13 protein-coding genes and 1 pseudogene are annotated in these 15,656 nt (G+C 61.1%); 10 read left to right on the forward strand and 4 right to left on the reverse strand.

The annotated features are described in order from the left end of the window. Nucleotides 1-95 precede the first annotated feature (95 nt). The 5 genes from QZ409_RS10435 (at nucleotide 96) to QZ409_RS10455 (ending at nucleotide 4,957) form a co-directional block, all read left to right on the forward strand. Nucleotides 96-1,325, forward strand: a complete 1,230-nt coding sequence (locus QZ409_RS10435; protein WP_296710415.1) for an ROK family transcriptional regulator — start codon at nucleotides 96-98, stop codon at nucleotides 1,323-1,325. Continuing rightward, on the forward strand, nucleotides 1,325-1,816 hold the full coding sequence (locus QZ409_RS10440; RefSeq protein ID WP_296710418.1) for an RbsD/FucU domain-containing protein: 492 nt from the start codon (nucleotides 1,325-1,327) through the stop codon (nucleotides 1,814-1,816). Before QZ409_RS10435 ends, QZ409_RS10440 begins: the two co-directional genes overlap by 1 nt. Beyond that, nucleotides 1,813-2,763, forward strand: coding sequence for a carbohydrate kinase (locus QZ409_RS10445; protein WP_296710421.1), 951 nt, complete (start codon nucleotides 1,813-1,815; stop codon nucleotides 2,761-2,763). Before QZ409_RS10440 ends, QZ409_RS10445 begins: the two co-directional genes overlap by 4 nt. A gap of 137 nt (nucleotides 2,764-2,900) precedes the next feature. Continuing rightward, complete coding sequence (gene pgi / locus QZ409_RS10450; RefSeq protein WP_296710423.1) at nucleotides 2,901-4,586, forward strand: glucose-6-phosphate isomerase; 1,686 nt, start codon at nucleotides 2,901-2,903, stop codon at nucleotides 4,584-4,586. After that, the gene (locus tag QZ409_RS10455; RefSeq protein WP_296710426.1) at nucleotides 4,577-4,957 is read left to right on the forward strand and encodes a methylglyoxal synthase; all 381 of its coding nucleotides are present in this window, start codon (nucleotides 4,577-4,579) and stop codon (nucleotides 4,955-4,957) included. The genes pgi and QZ409_RS10455 overlap by 10 nt, the downstream gene beginning before the upstream one ends. 691 nt (nucleotides 4,958-5,648) lie before the next feature. Here the strand turns inward: QZ409_RS10455 and QZ409_RS10460 are convergent. After that, nucleotides 5,649-6,986: a peptidoglycan-binding protein gene (locus QZ409_RS10460; protein ID WP_296710430.1), complete on the reverse strand. Its 1,338-nt coding sequence runs from the start codon at nucleotides 6,984-6,986 to the stop codon at nucleotides 5,649-5,651. Nucleotides 6,987-7,062: 76 nt separating this feature from the next. On the opposite strand from QZ409_RS10460, the gene QZ409_RS10465 reads away from it, so the two are divergent. The 3 genes from QZ409_RS10465 (at nucleotide 7,063) to QZ409_RS10475 (ending at nucleotide 10,475) form a co-directional block, all read left to right on the forward strand. Next, a complete protein-coding gene (locus QZ409_RS10465; RefSeq protein WP_296710434.1) occupies nucleotides 7,063-7,938 on the forward strand; it encodes a DUF3365 domain-containing protein in 876 nt (291 codons plus the stop codon). 71 nt (nucleotides 7,939-8,009) lie between these two features. Next, nucleotides 8,010-9,392, forward strand: a complete 1,383-nt coding sequence (locus QZ409_RS10470) for a serine/threonine-protein kinase (RefSeq protein WP_296710438.1) — start codon at nucleotides 8,010-8,012, stop codon at nucleotides 9,390-9,392. A gap of 24 nt (nucleotides 9,393-9,416) precedes the next feature. After that, on the forward strand, nucleotides 9,417-10,475 hold the full coding sequence (locus QZ409_RS10475) for an adenylate/guanylate cyclase domain-containing protein (RefSeq protein WP_296710443.1): 1,059 nt from the start codon (nucleotides 9,417-9,419) through the stop codon (nucleotides 10,473-10,475). Nucleotides 10,476-10,478: 3 nt separating this feature from the next. Here the strand turns inward: QZ409_RS10475 and QZ409_RS10480 are convergent, their stop codons facing one another. After that, nucleotides 10,479-11,186: a Crp/Fnr family transcriptional regulator gene (locus QZ409_RS10480; protein ID WP_296710446.1), complete on the reverse strand. Its 708-nt coding sequence runs from the start codon at nucleotides 11,184-11,186 to the stop codon at nucleotides 10,479-10,481. A gap of 170 nt (nucleotides 11,187-11,356) precedes the next feature. Here QZ409_RS10480 and QZ409_RS10485 point away from each other — a divergent pair, with 170 nt between their 5' ends. Continuing rightward, nucleotides 11,357-12,130 carry a hypothetical protein gene (locus QZ409_RS10485; protein ID WP_296710448.1) on the forward strand — a complete coding sequence of 258 codons (774 nt, stop codon included), beginning with the start codon at nucleotides 11,357-11,359 and terminating at the stop codon, nucleotides 12,128-12,130. A gap of 168 nt (nucleotides 12,131-12,298) precedes the next feature. Next, nucleotides 12,299-12,517, forward strand: a pseudogene (locus QZ409_RS10490) (transposase); the annotation flags it as partial. 11 nt (nucleotides 12,518-12,528) lie between these two features. Here the strand turns inward: QZ409_RS10490 and QZ409_RS10495 are convergent. After that, on the reverse strand, nucleotides 12,529-13,836 hold the full coding sequence (locus QZ409_RS10495) for an IS701 family transposase (protein WP_296710563.1): 1,308 nt from the start codon (nucleotides 13,834-13,836) through the stop codon (nucleotides 12,529-12,531). A gap of 161 nt (nucleotides 13,837-13,997) precedes the next feature. Next, the gene (locus tag QZ409_RS10500) at nucleotides 13,998-15,002 is read right to left on the reverse strand and encodes a hypothetical protein (protein ID WP_296710451.1); all 1,005 of its coding nucleotides are present in this window, start codon (nucleotides 15,000-15,002) and stop codon (nucleotides 13,998-14,000) included. Nucleotides 15,003-15,656 lie beyond the last annotated feature (654 nt).

Genomic DNA, 15,656 nt, shown 5'->3' on the forward strand with positions numbered 1-15,656 from the left:
ATCAACGCACAGGCCTCGACGCCGAAAGGCGGCGCTTGCGCCGCGCCAAGGCACAATAGAGAATTTCCGCGTTTTTTCGTTCCTGGACAGACCTGATGATTTTTGACGCAGCTGCGACGCCCCTGGCCGGAGAGAAATCTCGCGGCACCAATCTTCTCGGAGTCCGGGCCTATAACGAACGGCTCGTTCTCTCCCTCGTGCGCCGTTTCGGCCATCTGCCCAAGGCCGAAATCGCCAGGATGACCAGCCTGTCGGCGCAGACGGCTTCCGTCATCGTGAGGTCGCTTGAAGCGGACGGATTGCTCCTTCGCATGGAGCCAAACCGCGGCCGGGTGGGCCAGCCCTCGGTGCCGTTGAAACTCAATCCTGACGGCGCTTATTCGGTCGGGCTCCATATCGGCCGCCGCACCGCCCACCTTATGCTGATGGACTTTGTCGGCTCCGTTCGCGACCAGATCCGCTGCTCCTACGCCTATCCGGATGTCAGCGAAATTCTGACGTTCACCGCCAAGGGCCTGAACGAGCTGACCGACAAGTTGAGCGGCGCCCAGAAGCAAAGGATCGCCGGCCTTGGCGTCGCGGTTCCCTTCGAACTGTGGAACTGGTGTAGCGAAGTCGGGGCTCCCGACGCGGCTCTCGAGGCCTGGCGGAACTGCAACCTTCAAACCGATCTCGAAACCCTGTCAGGATTGCCGGTTTCGATTTCGAATGATGCGACCTCCGCCTGCGGCGCTGAGCTGACCTTCGGGAAAGGGCGCGAATACGAAGACTTCCTCTATTTCTTCATCGGCTATTTCGCCGGAGGCGGCATCGTTCTGAATGGCGCGCTTTATCCGGGGCGTCAGGGCAATGCCGGCGCGCTCGGCTCCATGCCAGTCCTCGTCAGGAACAGGAAAACCGCCGTTTTGGAAAAGCGGCAACTGATACATTCAGCCTCGCTACACAGCCTGGAGCAGCGTTTGATCGCCGCCAACATCGATCCGGTCGCTTTCTTCAAATCCCAGGCGTGGGACAGCCTCGGCCCGATCCTTGATGATTGGCTCGAGGAAGCTTCGGACGCCCTCGCCCAGGCCATCGTCGCCTCGGTGTCCGTGCTCGATTTCAACCGTGTGATCATCGACGGTGGCTTTCCCGCCGAAATCCGGCACCGGCTGGTCGCTTCGGTGCGCGAAAAAGCCAGCGCCTCCGATCTGCAGGGACTCTCGCCTTTCGAAATTGACGAAGGGTCGATCGGCGCGACTGCCCGCGCCATGGGCGCTGCGAGCCTTCCCTTCTTCTCTCGATTTCTGCTCGACCAGAATGTTCTTTTCAAAGGAGACGCATGATGCTCAAGGGCATCGATCCCTTGCTCGGACCTGAACTGTTGCGCGCGTTGCGCGCGATGGGCCATGGCGATGAAATCGCCATCGTGGACGCAAACTATCCCGCGCAGGCCCACGCCAAGCGCTGCCTGCGCGCCGACGGCCATTCGGCGACCGCCATGCTTGAGGCCGTCCTGACCGTTTTGCCGCTCGATCGCATGGTTGAAGCCGCTGCCTTTCGCCCTGTCCCTCCCGATCGGCCCGAGCATGCGATCCATATGGAATTCGATGAACTCGTCGCCGCCTATGAGCCGGGACTCCTTGTCGCGCCGCTGTTGGGCGAGTCGTTCTACGACCGCGTCAAATCCGCGTACCTGATTTTGGCGTCCGGCGAACGGCGTCTTTACGGCAATATCATCCTGCGCAAGGGCGTCATCGAAGTTGACGCCGAAGCCCGCGCCGGCGTGACCGAGAAGCGCCGCCAGACCCCTCAGATCGAAAGGCTCGAGCAATGATTCTCGTTTGCGGCGAAGCCCTGGTCGACCTGTTCGTCGATGAAAATCCGGATTCAGGACTGGCGGCGCGCGTCACGCTCGGCGGCTCTCCCATGAATGTCGCCATTGGCCTCGCCCGTCTCGACGAAAAAGTCGCCTTTTGCGGGGGGATTTCCTCCGATCGTTTCGGCCTGGCGCTGCGGCGAAAGCTGGAAGCGGAGCGGGTCGATCTCAAATTCGTCATCGACTCGGACCGGCTGACGACCATTTCGGTCATCACGACGGATTCCTCGGGCCAGCCGAGCTATTCGTTTCACGGCGAAGGCAAGGCCGATCGGGAGGTAACGTTCTCCATGATGCCAAACCGATTGCCGGACGAGGTTTGCGCGCTGACCTTCGGGTCCTATACATTGGCCGTGGCGCCGGTTGCCGATTCCTATCTTGCGCTGGCGCAGCGGGAAGCCGCGCGCAGGGTCATATCGGTCGATCCCAATCTTCGCCCGACCGTCACGCCGGATCTCGCCGCCTGGAAAAGACGCTTTGACGCCTTTCTATCGCTCGCCGATATCGTCAAGGCGAGCGAGGAAGACATCGCTCTGGCTTATGGGGAAGAGGTTCAGATCGAAGAGGTCGTCGCCGGATGGTTCGCGGCGGGCGCAACGCTGGTCCTCGTCACCCACGGCGGCAATGGCGCGACTGGCTATCTGAAAGGCGGGGAGAAGATTTCCGTCCCCGGAAAGCGGATCAATGTCGTCGATACGGTCGGCGCGGGCGATACGTTTCACGCCGCGATCCTGAGCTACCTGAACAAATCGGGGAAATTGACCAAGAGCGGCGTCGCCGGCCTAACCGCGCAGGAATTGGGACGCGCCATTGATTTCGCGGTGACGGCTGCCGCCATCACCTGCTCCCGGCAAGGCGCTGACCTGCCGCGCAAGACGGAAGTCGCGGCGATGGTCAGCGGGTAGGCGACGCCCCTTTCGGCGCCGGTTCGCCGGCGCGAAAAACAAGACAAGAGGCGGCCCATCACGACGTTTCCCAAAACGGCGGCGGCTTTCGGCCGCCTTGGATCAGCCGCTCCATCACTAAAAGAGGCTTCAAAACCATGAAAAGCGATGACATCGAAGCGATCTGGAAGCAGCTTGCGATCGAGCGCGAAAGAACCGCACATCAGCCGCTCGTCGATCTTTTCGCCGCCGACGAGGGCCGTTTCGAAGCCTTCTCGGCCAGGCTGGACGATCTCCTGCTCGATTTTTCGAAGACCGCGCTGAGCAAGGCCGCCCTCAACCTTCTGCTTCAACTGGCCGAAGCCTGCAAAGTCGAGCAAAGGCGGGAAGCGATGTTCGACGGCGCGCCGATCAACATCACGGAAAATCGCGCCGTGCTGCATACGGCGCTGAGAAATCAGACGGATCATCCGGTCGTCGTGGACGGCAAGGACGTCATGCCGGGAATACGCGACGAACTCGTGCGCCTCGGCCGTTTCGCCGAAGGCGTCCGCTCAGGCTTGATCAAGACCGCGCGCGGACAAAGCTTTTCCGATGTGATCCACATCGGCATCGGCGGGTCGGATCTGGGTCCTGTCATGACCGTGCAGGCGCTCGCTCCCTACCATGACGGGCCGCGCCTGCACTTCGTCTCGAATGTGGATGGCGCCCATCTCGCGGATACGATCAAGAATTTGGATCCGGCGCGGACGCTCGTCATTGCCGCCTCCAAGACCTTCACCACAATCGAGACCATGACCAACGCCACGGCGGCGCGCGATTGGCTCGCGCTCGCGCTGGGAGAGACTGCGGCGGCCGCGCATCTCGTGGCCCTCTCCAATGCGGTCGAGCGCGCCGCTGAATTTGGCGTCGCGCCGGATCGTATCTTCGGTTTCGGAGATTGGGTGGGCGGCCGCTATTCGATCTGGTCGTCTATCGGCCTCCCCTTGATGCTGGCCATCGGCGAGGCGCGCTTCAAAGCTTTTCTGTCCGGGGCTTTTGCGATGGACGAACATTTCCGTTCCGCGCCCCTACATGAAAATCTGCCCGTTTTGCTCGGCCTTATCGGCATTTGGCATCGCAATATTTGCGGCCATCCCTCGCGGGCGATCCTTCCCTATGACCAGCGGCTCCACCGCCTGCCCGCCTATCTTCAGCAGCTCGATATGGAATCGAACGGGAAAGGCGTGACCTTGTCCGGCGAGCCCGTAGCGCGACCGACCGGTCCCGTCATCTGGGGCGAACCGGGCACGAATGGCCAGCACGCATTCTATCAACTGCTGCACCAGGGCACGGACGTGATCCCTTGTGAATTCATCGTCGCGGCGCAGGGACATGAAGCCGGTCTCGCCAATCACCATTTGCTGTTGATCGCCAATTGCCTGGCGCAATCAGAGGCGCTGATGATTGGCAGAAGCGCCGGCGATGCCGAGGCGATCCACCTTGCAAAAACCAGCGACGCAGGGGCGGCGCGAATACTTGCCCCGCACAAGGCTTTTCCCGGCAATCGCCCGTCGACAACGATCGCCTATCGCAAACTCGACCCCTACGCGCTGGGACGGCTGATCGCGCTCTATGAGCATCGCGTTTTCGTGGAAGCCGCCATTTTCAATATCAACGCCTTCGATCAATGGGGCGTCGAGCTCGGCAAGGAACTGGCGACAAATCTGCTCCCCATCGTGTCGGGCGTCGAATCCGCAACCGGCAAGGACGCCTCGACCTCCGGCCTGGTCGCGCATCTTCGGACGCTCGCATCGCCAACGCCGCAAAATTCCCTTCCCACGGAGGTCTCGCCATGCCCCTGACTATCGCCGTCATCGCCCATGACGAAAAGAAAAAGTCCCTCGCCGATTGGGTCATCCGTCATGAAGCGCATTTGCGCGCTCATCGATTGATCGGCACGGCCTCGACCGGAACATTGCTCCATGAGTCCTGCCCGGACCTCCGCATCGATCTCGTAAAGTCAGGTCCGCTCGGCGGCGACCAGCAGATCGGCGCCATGATCGCGGAAGGAAAGATCGATCTTCTGGTCTTCTTCCCCGACCCGCTCACGTCCATGCCGCATGACGTCGATGTGAAGGCGCTCCTGCGGCTCGCCCTCGTTTACGACACGCCTTGCGCGTTCAACTCCGCCAGCGCCGACCAGATCGTCGCGAGCGGCATGCTCAGGCCCTGAAGGAAAAGCCGTATCCCCCATGATTTCCTGCAGCCGCTCGCCAGCTCCTTCGCAACGCCATTCTTGCTGAGACCGCACGAGAAAGGCTGACGCGCCGGAGGACATCGGGCGCGGCGGTAAGGATTATCCCGCAGCGCGAATGCAAGCGAGGCTCTGGTCGAATTTCATGACCGAAGCGCATCCGCGCGCCAGGCACACTTCTCGGACGAACAGGATCGCACTTGAAAGCTCAGCGAACGCGCGGTCGATGCGTCCGCGCATTTCGCGGACGACGAAGGATCGATCCGGATCAAGACTGATCATAAACTCAAGTGGCGAAAAATCGCCGACGCCAGGATTTTCATTAGCGTTCATCATCCGCTCCTCATTGCTCTGCTTGATGTCAATTGCAGTACTGGTCCGACCTAAGATTGATGCGACCCGACCGACAGTTGAGCATCTACAGGCGTCCGAGGATGTGCCCCGCGTTACAGCGCGGGAAAAAAAATCTACGTCGCCTATGCGCCGTGACCCATCGTCCGAGCGGTGAACACGGCTTGCGCTGTTCTCAGATTGGCGGTTGAAGGCGCGGCGGGGGGACATAACAGCGCCCAAGACAGCGCCAATTTGTCTGACCCGCGGCCCGTCGACAAAGACCGAACGGGATCTCGCCGTCGCCAGGCGCACAAAGCAGTGGCGACTCCTATCCGCCTCAATCCCCGTTGGGGAGAAGCGCCTGGAACTGCTCGGGCGTAAGGTATCCCGTCACTTTCGCGCCCTTGCCGCGCTGGTAGCCCATGATGGCCTCACGGGTGAGAGGACCCATGATGGAGTCGATCGGCCCCGTATAGAGGCTCATGTCTCTCAAACGTTCCTGGATCCGCTCGCGCTGCCTCTTACCGAGGAATTTTTCATCGACCGGAGTGGAAGAGACGGTGGGCACTTGCTCGGAAGCATTCGCATTCGCCGTCCGCGCTCTTGCGAGCTCGGCCTGAGCTTCAGCCTTCGCCTTTTCAGCTTCAGCCTCTGCGCGCGACGCTTCGGCCTGGGCTCGCTGCGTTTCCGCCTTGGCCTTTTCCAATTCCGTTTTCGCCTGCTGCAGCTGAAGCCGCGCAGCGCCCGCCTGAACCTCGTCGTCCTTGGACCGTCGTTCGGAGTCGGCGCGGCCTTTTTGCTTGTCTTGCGCATCGCCCACCAGCTTGGCCTGAGCAGGTTGCGCCCCGGAAGACGCAGTGCTTTCCTGCGCCGGGATGGGCTTTTCGAGACTGATCTCTGCGGGCGCGCCGAAGACTGCGCCGACGTCGGCGGACGCCGCCTTGACAAGCTCCGCGAGACTTGGCGCCGGTAGCAGGAGCACTCTTGCGGTAGCGTCGGCCGCTTGCGCGCTCACCACGTCAATGCGGGACACGGACACTTTCGGCGAGGACGAAAAGACGGTGACGACGGAGGTCGGGTTTGCCGTCGCATATTGCGGGCGCGTATCCAGTCCCGGGACCGCGTTCTCGAAAATCGGCGACGTCATCAGTACGACCACAGCTCCAGCATGGGCCTTTCCGACGATTTGAGCGACCGAGGAGATGGAAATGCCGCGGGAGAAGAGATCCGTAGAGGCGCCTAATTCCGTGTTCACAGGGAGGAAATAACTCTGGCCGCCCGCGGCGGCCACGTGGCCCATCATGAAGGCGATCGCGAAATCCGCGTCGCTCGCCTTGCGGGAGAAATCCAGAAGGATGGCCCGCGCCCGAGCGTTGGTCGGGTTCGTACCCAGCAGGACCTCGAAGCCCTTGGCCTGCAGCGCCTCGGCGATTTCGCCCGCTTGCTTGGCGCTCACGTTCGATTTCTGAAGTTTCTGGTAGTCTTCGCCGACCATCACCAGGGCGACCCGCCCCGCGGCCTCGACCCATGAGGGAGTCAGAGCCACAACAAGCGCCGCGGAAGCGGCGACCGAGGCTATTCGGCGTCGAATCCGCTTTTTGACGCTCGCCGTGCGGACGCCTGAGAGCCACGCCGGCGCCCAAAAATGCGTGATCCTTCCGCCAAAAGAAACCATCGCGCTTCTACCGGATTTGGTTTAACGTCCGTCAAGCAATTTGAGCTGGCCAGCCTTCAATCCTATGGGTTTTCCGATGGGTCTGGGACTACGCTTCAATATTGTTCTTCTGTCCTGCTATCTCGTCGGACTGACCCTGTCGCTGTGGCCATTCTATCAGCTTTCCCGCCGGGAGGCCATGGAACAACTGCAAGCGCAGATCGACGTGCTGCGGGCCGAAGCCCTGTCGGTGCGCAAATATACAACTGACGAGATCCGGCCTCTCCTTGACGATCAATCCGGAATCCAATTTCTTCCCCAAACCATTCCTTCATTTTCGGCCCACACCGTATTCCGGAACTTCCGGAAGTATTATCCGCAATATTCATACAAGGAAGCGGCGCTCAATCCAACGAACCCCGCTAACCGCGCCAAGGATTGGGAGCAGGAACTCATCGAGAAGCTGAGCGCCAACCGCGACATAGACAAGGACATCACTGTCCGCACGACCGAAGAGGGACAGCAATATACGGTGACCTATCCAATGGTCATCAAAGACGAGAGTTGCCTGACCTGCCACTCCACTGCGGACAAGGCTCCGCCGTCGATGGTCGCTCTTTACGGCAACAAGAACGGCTTTGGCTGGAAACTCAACGATACCCTGATTGCCCAGATCATTTCCATACCCATGAGCGCCACCGAGACGAAGGTTTGGCGCAATTTGATGCTGTTCATAGGCATATCGAGCGGTATTTTTCTGGCTTTGCTTGTTCTTCTCAACATTTTGCTCAATCGCTACGTCATTTCACCTGTCAACCGGATGGCCAAGATCGCGGAGGCCTATAGCATGGGCGACACCTCAAATCCCGAGTTCCAATATGAGGGAACGGACGAAGTGGCGTCGCTTGCCCGCTCGTTCAACCGGATGCGCCGGAGTCTCGATTACGCGATGAAAGAGTTGGAAAAAACCTGAGCGGGGCTGTCCCCATTCGCCCCGCGTACAACATTTTTTCGAGTTGGTCCTGAGCACAAAGACGAACCACAATGAATGCCGACGCAATTCCCGCCCGGGTTGGCAAATACCGCATCGATCATGTGATCGGACGCGGAGCGATGGGCATTGTTTACAAGGGCTATGACGAACAGATCGACCGGCCGCTCGCGATCAAAACCTTGCGCCAGGAAATCATTAGCGATTTCGACGATTCCGAGAGCTTCCTGAAACGCTTCGCAACCGAAGCTCAGTCGGCGGCGCGCTGCCTGCACCCCAATATCGTGACCGTGTTCGACCTCGTGGAGCACGAACGCCGCCCTTACATTATCATGGAATATGTCAATGCGGGCACCCTGGAGGACGTGATCCGGTCCGGAACGCTCATTCCAATCCGGCAAGTCGGGGAGGTCATGGCCCAGATCCTGCTCGCGCTCGATCACGCCCATTCGAAGGGCGTAATCCACCGAGACATAAAGCCGTCGAACATCCTCTGTCCTTCAGCGGCGTCCATCAAGGTCACGGATTTCGGCGTGGCGCGTCTCGACTCTCTCGACTTGACCAATCCCCAAGGGCTTGGGGCGGTAGGCACGCCAAACTATATGGCCCCAGAGCGCTTATTGGGGCGCGCGGCCGATGTCCGCGCCGACCTCTTTTCCGTCGGCGTGATCCTCTATCAGCTGCTCACAGGCTCGAAGCCCTTTATCGCCTTCGACCTCCCGGAACTCATGCGGAAGCTTCTCAATGAAATGCCCCCCTCCATAATGACGCTGAGGCCGGAACTCTGGACTGAGATCGACGCAGTGGCGCAAAAGGCGCTCGCGAGAAACCCTGACGACCGGTACCAGTCCGCGGAACGCTTCATTGAAAGCCTGAGCGCGGCGATCGAGGCTCGCCCCCATGACAACCGCGTCCCCGTTGATCTGACCGAATTGTCGCGGACCTCCAGCCGGGACGACGCCACCGCGGAAGAGCTGAGCGCTTCCCTGGCGACGAAACTGTCGTCCAGCGCGGCCGACGCACTGAGCCGATCCTTGGCCCATTGGCTGGGACCGGTCGCCAGGGTGATCGTAAGGCAGGCGTTGCAGGAGACCAGCGACATCGACTCGTTGGTCGCCTGTCTGAGTCGACATATCAGAGCCGACGCCGATATCGCGCAATTCCGCCAAGCCGCGGAAAAGCTTTTGCGGGAAGACCTGGGAATGGCTTGCGCTTTCGCTCAAGAGACAATTTCGGACGCCGAGATCAAGGCGACGATCAACTCGCTGGTTCCCGCGATCGGCCCCATCGCCAGGCACATTGTCATTAGAGAGGCGCGCACGGCCGTCGGACGCGACGACTTTTACCGGCGCCTCGCCGACAGGATCCCCGACGAGCACGAAAAATCGCGTTTTCTCGCTCTCCGCGAGAGGTCGGCGGCAAGCAAGACGCACTGACATGTAAGGCCGGACGAGATGAACGTGACTGACACCGCCGGCCCAGACGTCCCGAGCCCCGTTCCGCCCCGCCGCCGCCGTCTGCGGGCCGTCTTCGCAGCCGACGTCGCCAATTTCGGCGGGCTGATGGCCATTGACGAAACCAACACCATAGACGCGCTCTCGATCACCCGTCGGGTCGCGATCGACGAGTTGGCGAAACATGGGGGGTGGCTGTTCGGGATGCCGGGCGATGGCATCTTTGCGCTCTTCGAGAGCACAGTCGATGCTGTACGCTGCGCGCTCGCCGTACAAACCCGATTGGCGGCGGCGCCAAAACTTCATAGCCTCAAAATGCGGATCGGCCTGCATCTCGGCGAAGTCCTGTTCCAGGACGAGCTTCCCTATGGTGAGGCGCTGGTCATCGCTTCCCGCCTGGAGAGTCTGGCCGTGCCGGGCGGAATACTCGTTTCGTCATCGGTGATGGACGCCGTCGCCTCCCACATCGCGGCCACTTTCGTTGAGAGCGGCGTGCGCACGCTCAAGCACAGCCCGAGACGGATCGAAACGTTCCGGGTGCTTCCGCCCCCGGCTCCAACCGAGCGCGGCCCGGCCGCCGCCGTGCTTGACCGCACCTTCGCGCCTAGCTCCAGTTCGTTTCTCGATCCATCCCCACGACAGGCCGACCGCGATGCATCGGCTTTGTCCTCGCCGCCGAAATTGCCCCACATCCTGCCGGACGAGCCATTGGCTAAACCGATCACGTCGGCGATGGACCCTTCCCTTTTCACGGAACCTGTCGCCCCGAAGGCGTTTGCCCCACAGCCTCCAGAAACGCCCGCGACAATTGCCGAACCGGAAAGAAGGAACTCGCCGTCTTCTGAGCCGCCCTGCCTCAGTCTCGAGGTCGCCCGCCTCAATCAACTGGCTCAACTCCTCACGACCCATCTCGGACCGATCGCAAAAATGCTCGTCCGCCGCAAAGCCGCCGAGGCCACTGAGATGGAGCGGCTTATTCAGCTGCTGGCGCGAGAGATTCCCACGGAGAGCGAGCGAAGGAATTTCCTGAGCAACGCCAAGGTTGTGCTGTCCGGACCTCGTTAATGTTCACTCGGAGCATTCGGCCAGTTCCGCCAGCAGATCGGGCTTGCAGATTGTCAGCACGCCTTTTTCCTGAAACACGACGCCATCGTCGATCCAGCGGTTGAGGAGCTTGTTCAAGCTTTCACGCGACATCGCGGTCCATTGGGCCAGTTCGCCCTGGGTCAGTTTGATGGTGATCTCCCGTCCTCGCGGCGTCGGACGGCTGTGATCCTGGGCCAGATGGGCCAGAATGCGGGCGAGGCGCTGCGCCGCGGGGCGCAGGACGGCATCCTCCACGCGAGCCGTTGTCCAGCGCAGCCTTCGGCAGAGCAGGTCGATCACGTTGCGAGCGAGTTGGGGATCCTGATCCAGGGCGTCGAAGAACGATTTTCGCGAGATGCTGATGAGCTCTGTCGGCGCCATGGCGGAGGCGCCCGCCGTCCTCACGCTGCCGTCGAGCATGCCGATCTCGCCGAAGACGGCGCCGGCGACCTGCACGTTCAGCGTCACCTCGACGCCAGCGGCGGAGACGGTCCAGATCCGGATCCGCCCCGACGCGATGACATAAAAGGCGTCCGACGGGTCCCCGAGATTGAACAGGAGCTCGCCTTTTTGCAGCGTCTTGCGCTGCGAGCGGCGGTGCAGCTGCTCCAGGATCCCGGGGGCGACCTTACGGAAGATATCCAACCCGCCCAGGCGCAGGAATTCAGACTCGGAGGGCTTCTCGGGCATGCGGCGCTCCAGCGAGGGCTGCACTGGCTTTCAGACTCCAGAATAGGCCAACGCCAGAAAAAAGTAAGCGCAAGCGCGATGGCGGCTTCCAACTGTGTCGCGCTTCACAGCCTGCGATGGACCGTTCCTCCATGCTGGCGCGGTATTCCAAGCCAGAGAAGGAGTCCCAAATGGATATTGCAACGCAAACGGAAAGGCAGCACGATCGCGAGTTCAACGCGACCGGCGACGGGCGCGAGCGTCATTCGTCCCATGATTCAGATGGGCGCCATCCCCATCACCATTCTTTCCACCACGGCGACCACGATCGGTGGTCGGAGGGTTCGCATCATGACATTCACGGGCAGGGCCCGGCCGAACATGGTCAATTCGACCATGGCGGAGGTCTCGGCTGGGGGCCGGCGGCCTGGGGCGAAGCCGGCGGGTTCGAGCATGTCCTCGGCGGCGGACTGACCGGTCCGGCGGGCTTTGACCCGATCGAGCATTTCGGCGGGAGCAGCGGCTTTGCGGCGCTGAACCAGGTGAGCCAAATCGTCAACATCATCTTTGAAGCCGGCCCCGGCGGCACGATCGAAGTCGGCGGCAATGTCGAGGCCCTGGCCCATCAGATGGTCGCGCTCGGCGCGCCTGATTCCGGCGGCAGTGGCGGCCTGCTGCATAACGAGCAGTTCGAAACGACGAACATCATATTCAACGCGGCGAATGGCGGGACGATCGAAGTCGGCGGAAATGTGGAAGGCCTTGGAAGTCAATCGACGTCGCTGACGTCGGCCAGTTCGCACGATTTCGGGAGCTTCCTGCACAATGCGCAGTTCGAGACGACGAATATCATTTTCAATGCAGCAAATGGCGGCACGATCGAAGTCGGCGGCAATGTCGACGCTTTGTCCTCGCAGCAAAGCCATATCGATCCCCACCCCGCCGGTCTCGCGCATGTCGCCTGACCCGCTCCTGAGCCGCATCGAAGGCCCCGCCATCGCGCGGGACCTTTGCTTAGAGTTCCTAACATAACCTTTTGTTAACTATGTCTGGATGAATTTTCTGGATGGCTAGAAGACTTCTTCCCGACGAACTTTGGTCAGAGCTCGAATCCTTGATCCCGCCGCGACCTGCGCAAGCGCGGCATGATCCCTCGGAACGCGCGCAGAGGCGTCGACGCCTCCCACAAACTCGGCCGCTATCGCTGGGTCGTCGAGCGGTCCATCGCAAAGTTCAGCAGGTTCCGACGCCTCATCATCCGCTACGAGCGAAGCGCCGACCTCTACCTCGCCTTCCTCACTCTCGCCACCGCCATAATCTGCTTCAGAACCTTATATCCGGTGTTGTGTTAGGGGCTCTAGCACTACTTTGGCAGAACTATTTCGCGGGGATTCTGCTGCGCCTTCGGCAGTGGGGACATCGCTCCAAGGCTTGCTTGCGGGACAGCGCCTTGATGACGGCGCGTCGGATCGCCGGCAGGGTCGGCTGCGGCGGGCCGTTCCGGATTCTTTTTTTCCCGCTTCGTCTGTTTGAGACGCTGATGCTGCAGGAAGGCATAGGCGATCATGGTCATGAGCGCGTGCCGGTGCAGCCCCTGCCATGATCGTCCTTCAAAGTGATCAAGGCCCAACTCTTCTTTCATCTGCTGATGGGCCTGCTCGCAGACCCAGCGGGCCTTGATGGCGGCGGCGAGCCTCTTGAGCCCGGCCTTGGCCGACAGGTTGGACAGATAATATTTGCGCTCGCCGGATGAACGCCATTCGCCGATCAGCCACGCCTCCTCGCCCGGCATGTGCTGCTGGCCTTTATCGAGGATGCGCTGAGGAGGCCCGTCGGCGACGCGAACGCGCAGGGCGGCGAAACGGGCGCTCAGCGGGCCTTTGACGCCGCGCCGCCAGCTGACTTTCCTCCACTTGGCGTCGGCCAGCATCGTCTCGGCCGCCACCGAGAGCTGATCGGGGATCTGGTTCTTGCGCGGCCGCCCTCGTTGCGCCACAGGAAAGATCAAGGAGACGCCGGCGGGATAGACCTTTTGATGTTTGGGAACGCCCACCGCCCAGGCGAGTCCGCGGGCGCTCAGCCCCTGGCGGAACCAGGCGGACAGGCCGTAGCCTGCATCGGCGAGAACGGCGCCGAAGCGCACGCCCGAAGTCATTAGGCGGTCGATCTCCTCAAGCGCGATTTCGGGTTTCGTCAAGGCGCGGCGAAACGGCTCGGGAACGCCTGCTTTCTCCATGCGCGCGGCGTCGCTCGTCCAGCTTTCCGGCAGGAACAATCGCAAGCCGACGGCAATTGGGACGTCCTGACGCGCCAGCGTCAGAGAAACCAATGTCTGGCAGTTGGCTCTCTTGCCCAGCATGGAGGCGTATTGCGGCGCGACGCCGACGGAATGCGCGCCCTTCTTCGGCAGGCTCGTGTCGTCGACGACCAGAAAGGCGTCGGACCCGCCGACGAGCTGATCCGCCTGCCGCGCCAATTCCGCCTCGAGCGGCGCGCCGTCCCACATTCCGTCCGAGATGAAACGATGCAGCTGGTCATAATGAGCGGCCGCCAGACGCGCCGCCATCGGCTCTATGCTCTTGCGGTCTCCCGGTCCGATTAGCTCCGCCACATATAACGGGCACATCTGCCGCCGTTTCTTGTGCCCCAGCTTCTCAACGAACGGCTTCAGCCAATCCGTTAATCTGCCAAAGTAGTGCTAGGGACTCGATGCGCCCCAATCCGGTCGCCGCGAAACGGACAAGGCCCCACAAAACAGTGGGGCCTTGCCGTCAATAGGCCGGGGAGGGAGCGCCACAAGCTTGCAGCCGGTAGCGCTCCAGGCCGTCATGATCAGTGGTGAGCAAGCGCAAGCTGTTCCGTCGCGTTGCTCTGCGAGTTGTGCACGTCGACCGAACCGATGTGATCGCCGATGACGATCGTGGGGTCGGCTTGGATCTGGGTCGTGAAGTTGAAGTTGCTCGCCCCGCCGGAAGAGGGGAAGCCGAGCAAATCATGGCCACCGGAGTGGGCATCGGCCTGCTGGAAGGTTTCGTTGCTCTGGTTGTTGTGCACGTCGACCGAACCGATGCTGCCGCCGCTGCCGCCGAAGACGAGGGTCGGGTTGTTCTGATACTGATGGGTCTCGTTGGAGTTCATCGCAGAGCTGCCGAACCAGGGAGCCTCATAGCCACCGGAGTGGGCATCGGCCTGCTGGTAGGTTTCGTTGCTCTGGTTGTTGTGCACGTCGACATGACCGACGCTGCCGCCGCTGCCGCCGAAGACGAGGGTCGGGTCGTTCTGGGACTGATAGGTCTCGTTGGAGTTCGCCGCAGAGCTGCCGAACCAGGGAGCCTCATAGCCACCGGAGTGGGCGTCAGCCTGCTGGTGGGTTTCGTTGCTCTGGTTGTTGTCCACGTTGACCGAACCAATGTGATCGCCCATGACGACGGTCGGGTTGTACTGGGACTGTTGGGTCGCGTTGGAGTTCGCCGCATAGCTGCCGGACCAGGGAGCCTCATAGCCACCGGAGTGGGCATCGGCCTGCTGTTCGGTGTAGTTGCTCTGGTTGTTGTGCACGTCGACCGAACCGATGTGATCGCCGATGACGGCGGTCGGGTTGTTCTGGTACTGATGGGTCTCGTTGTAGTTCGTCGCATCGCTGCCGAAGGAGGGAGCCTCATAGCCACCGGAGCCGGCATGGGCCTGCTGGAAGGTGGCGTTGCTCTGGTCATTGTGCACGTCGACAGAATGGACGCTGCCGCCGACCACAGCAGTCGGATTGCTCTGAGACTGATCGGTATAGTTCGAGTTGCTGGCGTTGTATTCAGCGCCGAATGCATCGTACCAAGTAGGCATGGGTAAGTTCCTTTACAATGAGAGTTGCGGGTCGGTATCGCCTAACTTTTCCCTTCGGCGATGTTTGGACTTTGAACGAATTCTCTGGGGATGGATGTGAATTGCATCACACCAGATTTAATTCTTGGACGCCGGACGAGGCCGGTTGCCTTCTCCCGCCATAGCCCGTCGTTAGACGGGCGTTTCGCGAACGCCCTGTGGGGAGAAGGATTCGCCCAATTCCCCGCGATTCTCGTCATGGTTCGTTGGGCGGAGAGCGAACGGGTGCTGGCTTCCGAAGCTTGGCCGCGCTGTCGCTGCGGCGAATCTCAATTCTTGGTTGTAAACTGGTGCGCAAAACTGTGAGAAAGCCTGCGTTTTTCTGCAATTTCGGGTCATTTTCGCGCGAAAAATGGTCCATTTTCACCTTGTACAACCTCGCGGTTGTGGGGGCATCGCTCGGCGCCGCGTACGGCGAAACGCAAGGAGCGCGCCGGTCCCCTATCCGTGCGCAATGACGAAATTTATCATTATAACAATAAGTTATGAGAAGCAGGCGCCTCGGTCCCATCGCGATTTTAGGGCGACAATTCGGCGCAAGCATTTCATGTGAAACAAAACACGAACAAAAATCCGTAGGTCCGAAAGGGTTTTCACCCCGCGCAATCGATTTTC

Source organism: Rhodoblastus sp., from assembly GCF_019449565.1.
In the GTDB taxonomy this organism is placed as follows: Bacteria; Pseudomonadota; Alphaproteobacteria; order Rhizobiales; family Beijerinckiaceae; genus Rhodoblastus.

Coding starts and splice junctions, on each gene's coding strand:
- QZ409_RS10435 (WP_296710415.1), top strand. CDS start 96: ATGATTTTTGACGCAGCTGCGACGCCCCTGGCCGGAGAGAAATCTCGC.
- QZ409_RS10440 (WP_296710418.1), top strand. CDS start 1,325: ATGCTCAAGGGCATCGATCCCTTGCTCGGACCTGAACTGTTGCGCGCG.
- QZ409_RS10445 (WP_296710421.1), top strand. CDS start 1,813: ATGATTCTCGTTTGCGGCGAAGCCCTGGTCGACCTGTTCGTCGATGAA.
- pgi (WP_296710423.1), top strand. CDS start 2,901: ATGAAAAGCGATGACATCGAAGCGATCTGGAAGCAGCTTGCGATCGAG.
- QZ409_RS10455 (WP_296710426.1), top strand. CDS start 4,577: ATGCCCCTGACTATCGCCGTCATCGCCCATGACGAAAAGAAAAAGTCC.
- QZ409_RS10460 (WP_296710430.1), bottom strand. CDS start 6,986: ATGGTTTCTTTTGGCGGAAGGATCACGCATTTTTGGGCGCCGGCGTGG.
- QZ409_RS10465 (WP_296710434.1), top strand. CDS start 7,063: ATGGGTCTGGGACTACGCTTCAATATTGTTCTTCTGTCCTGCTATCTC.
- QZ409_RS10470 (WP_296710438.1), top strand. CDS start 8,010: ATGAATGCCGACGCAATTCCCGCCCGGGTTGGCAAATACCGCATCGAT.
- QZ409_RS10480 (WP_296710446.1), bottom strand. CDS start 11,186: ATGCCCGAGAAGCCCTCCGAGTCTGAATTCCTGCGCCTGGGCGGGTTG.
- QZ409_RS10485 (WP_296710448.1), top strand. CDS start 11,357: ATGGATATTGCAACGCAAACGGAAAGGCAGCACGATCGCGAGTTCAAC.
- QZ409_RS10500 (WP_296710451.1), bottom strand. CDS start 15,002: ATGCCTACTTGGTACGATGCATTCGGCGCTGAATACAACGCCAGCAAC.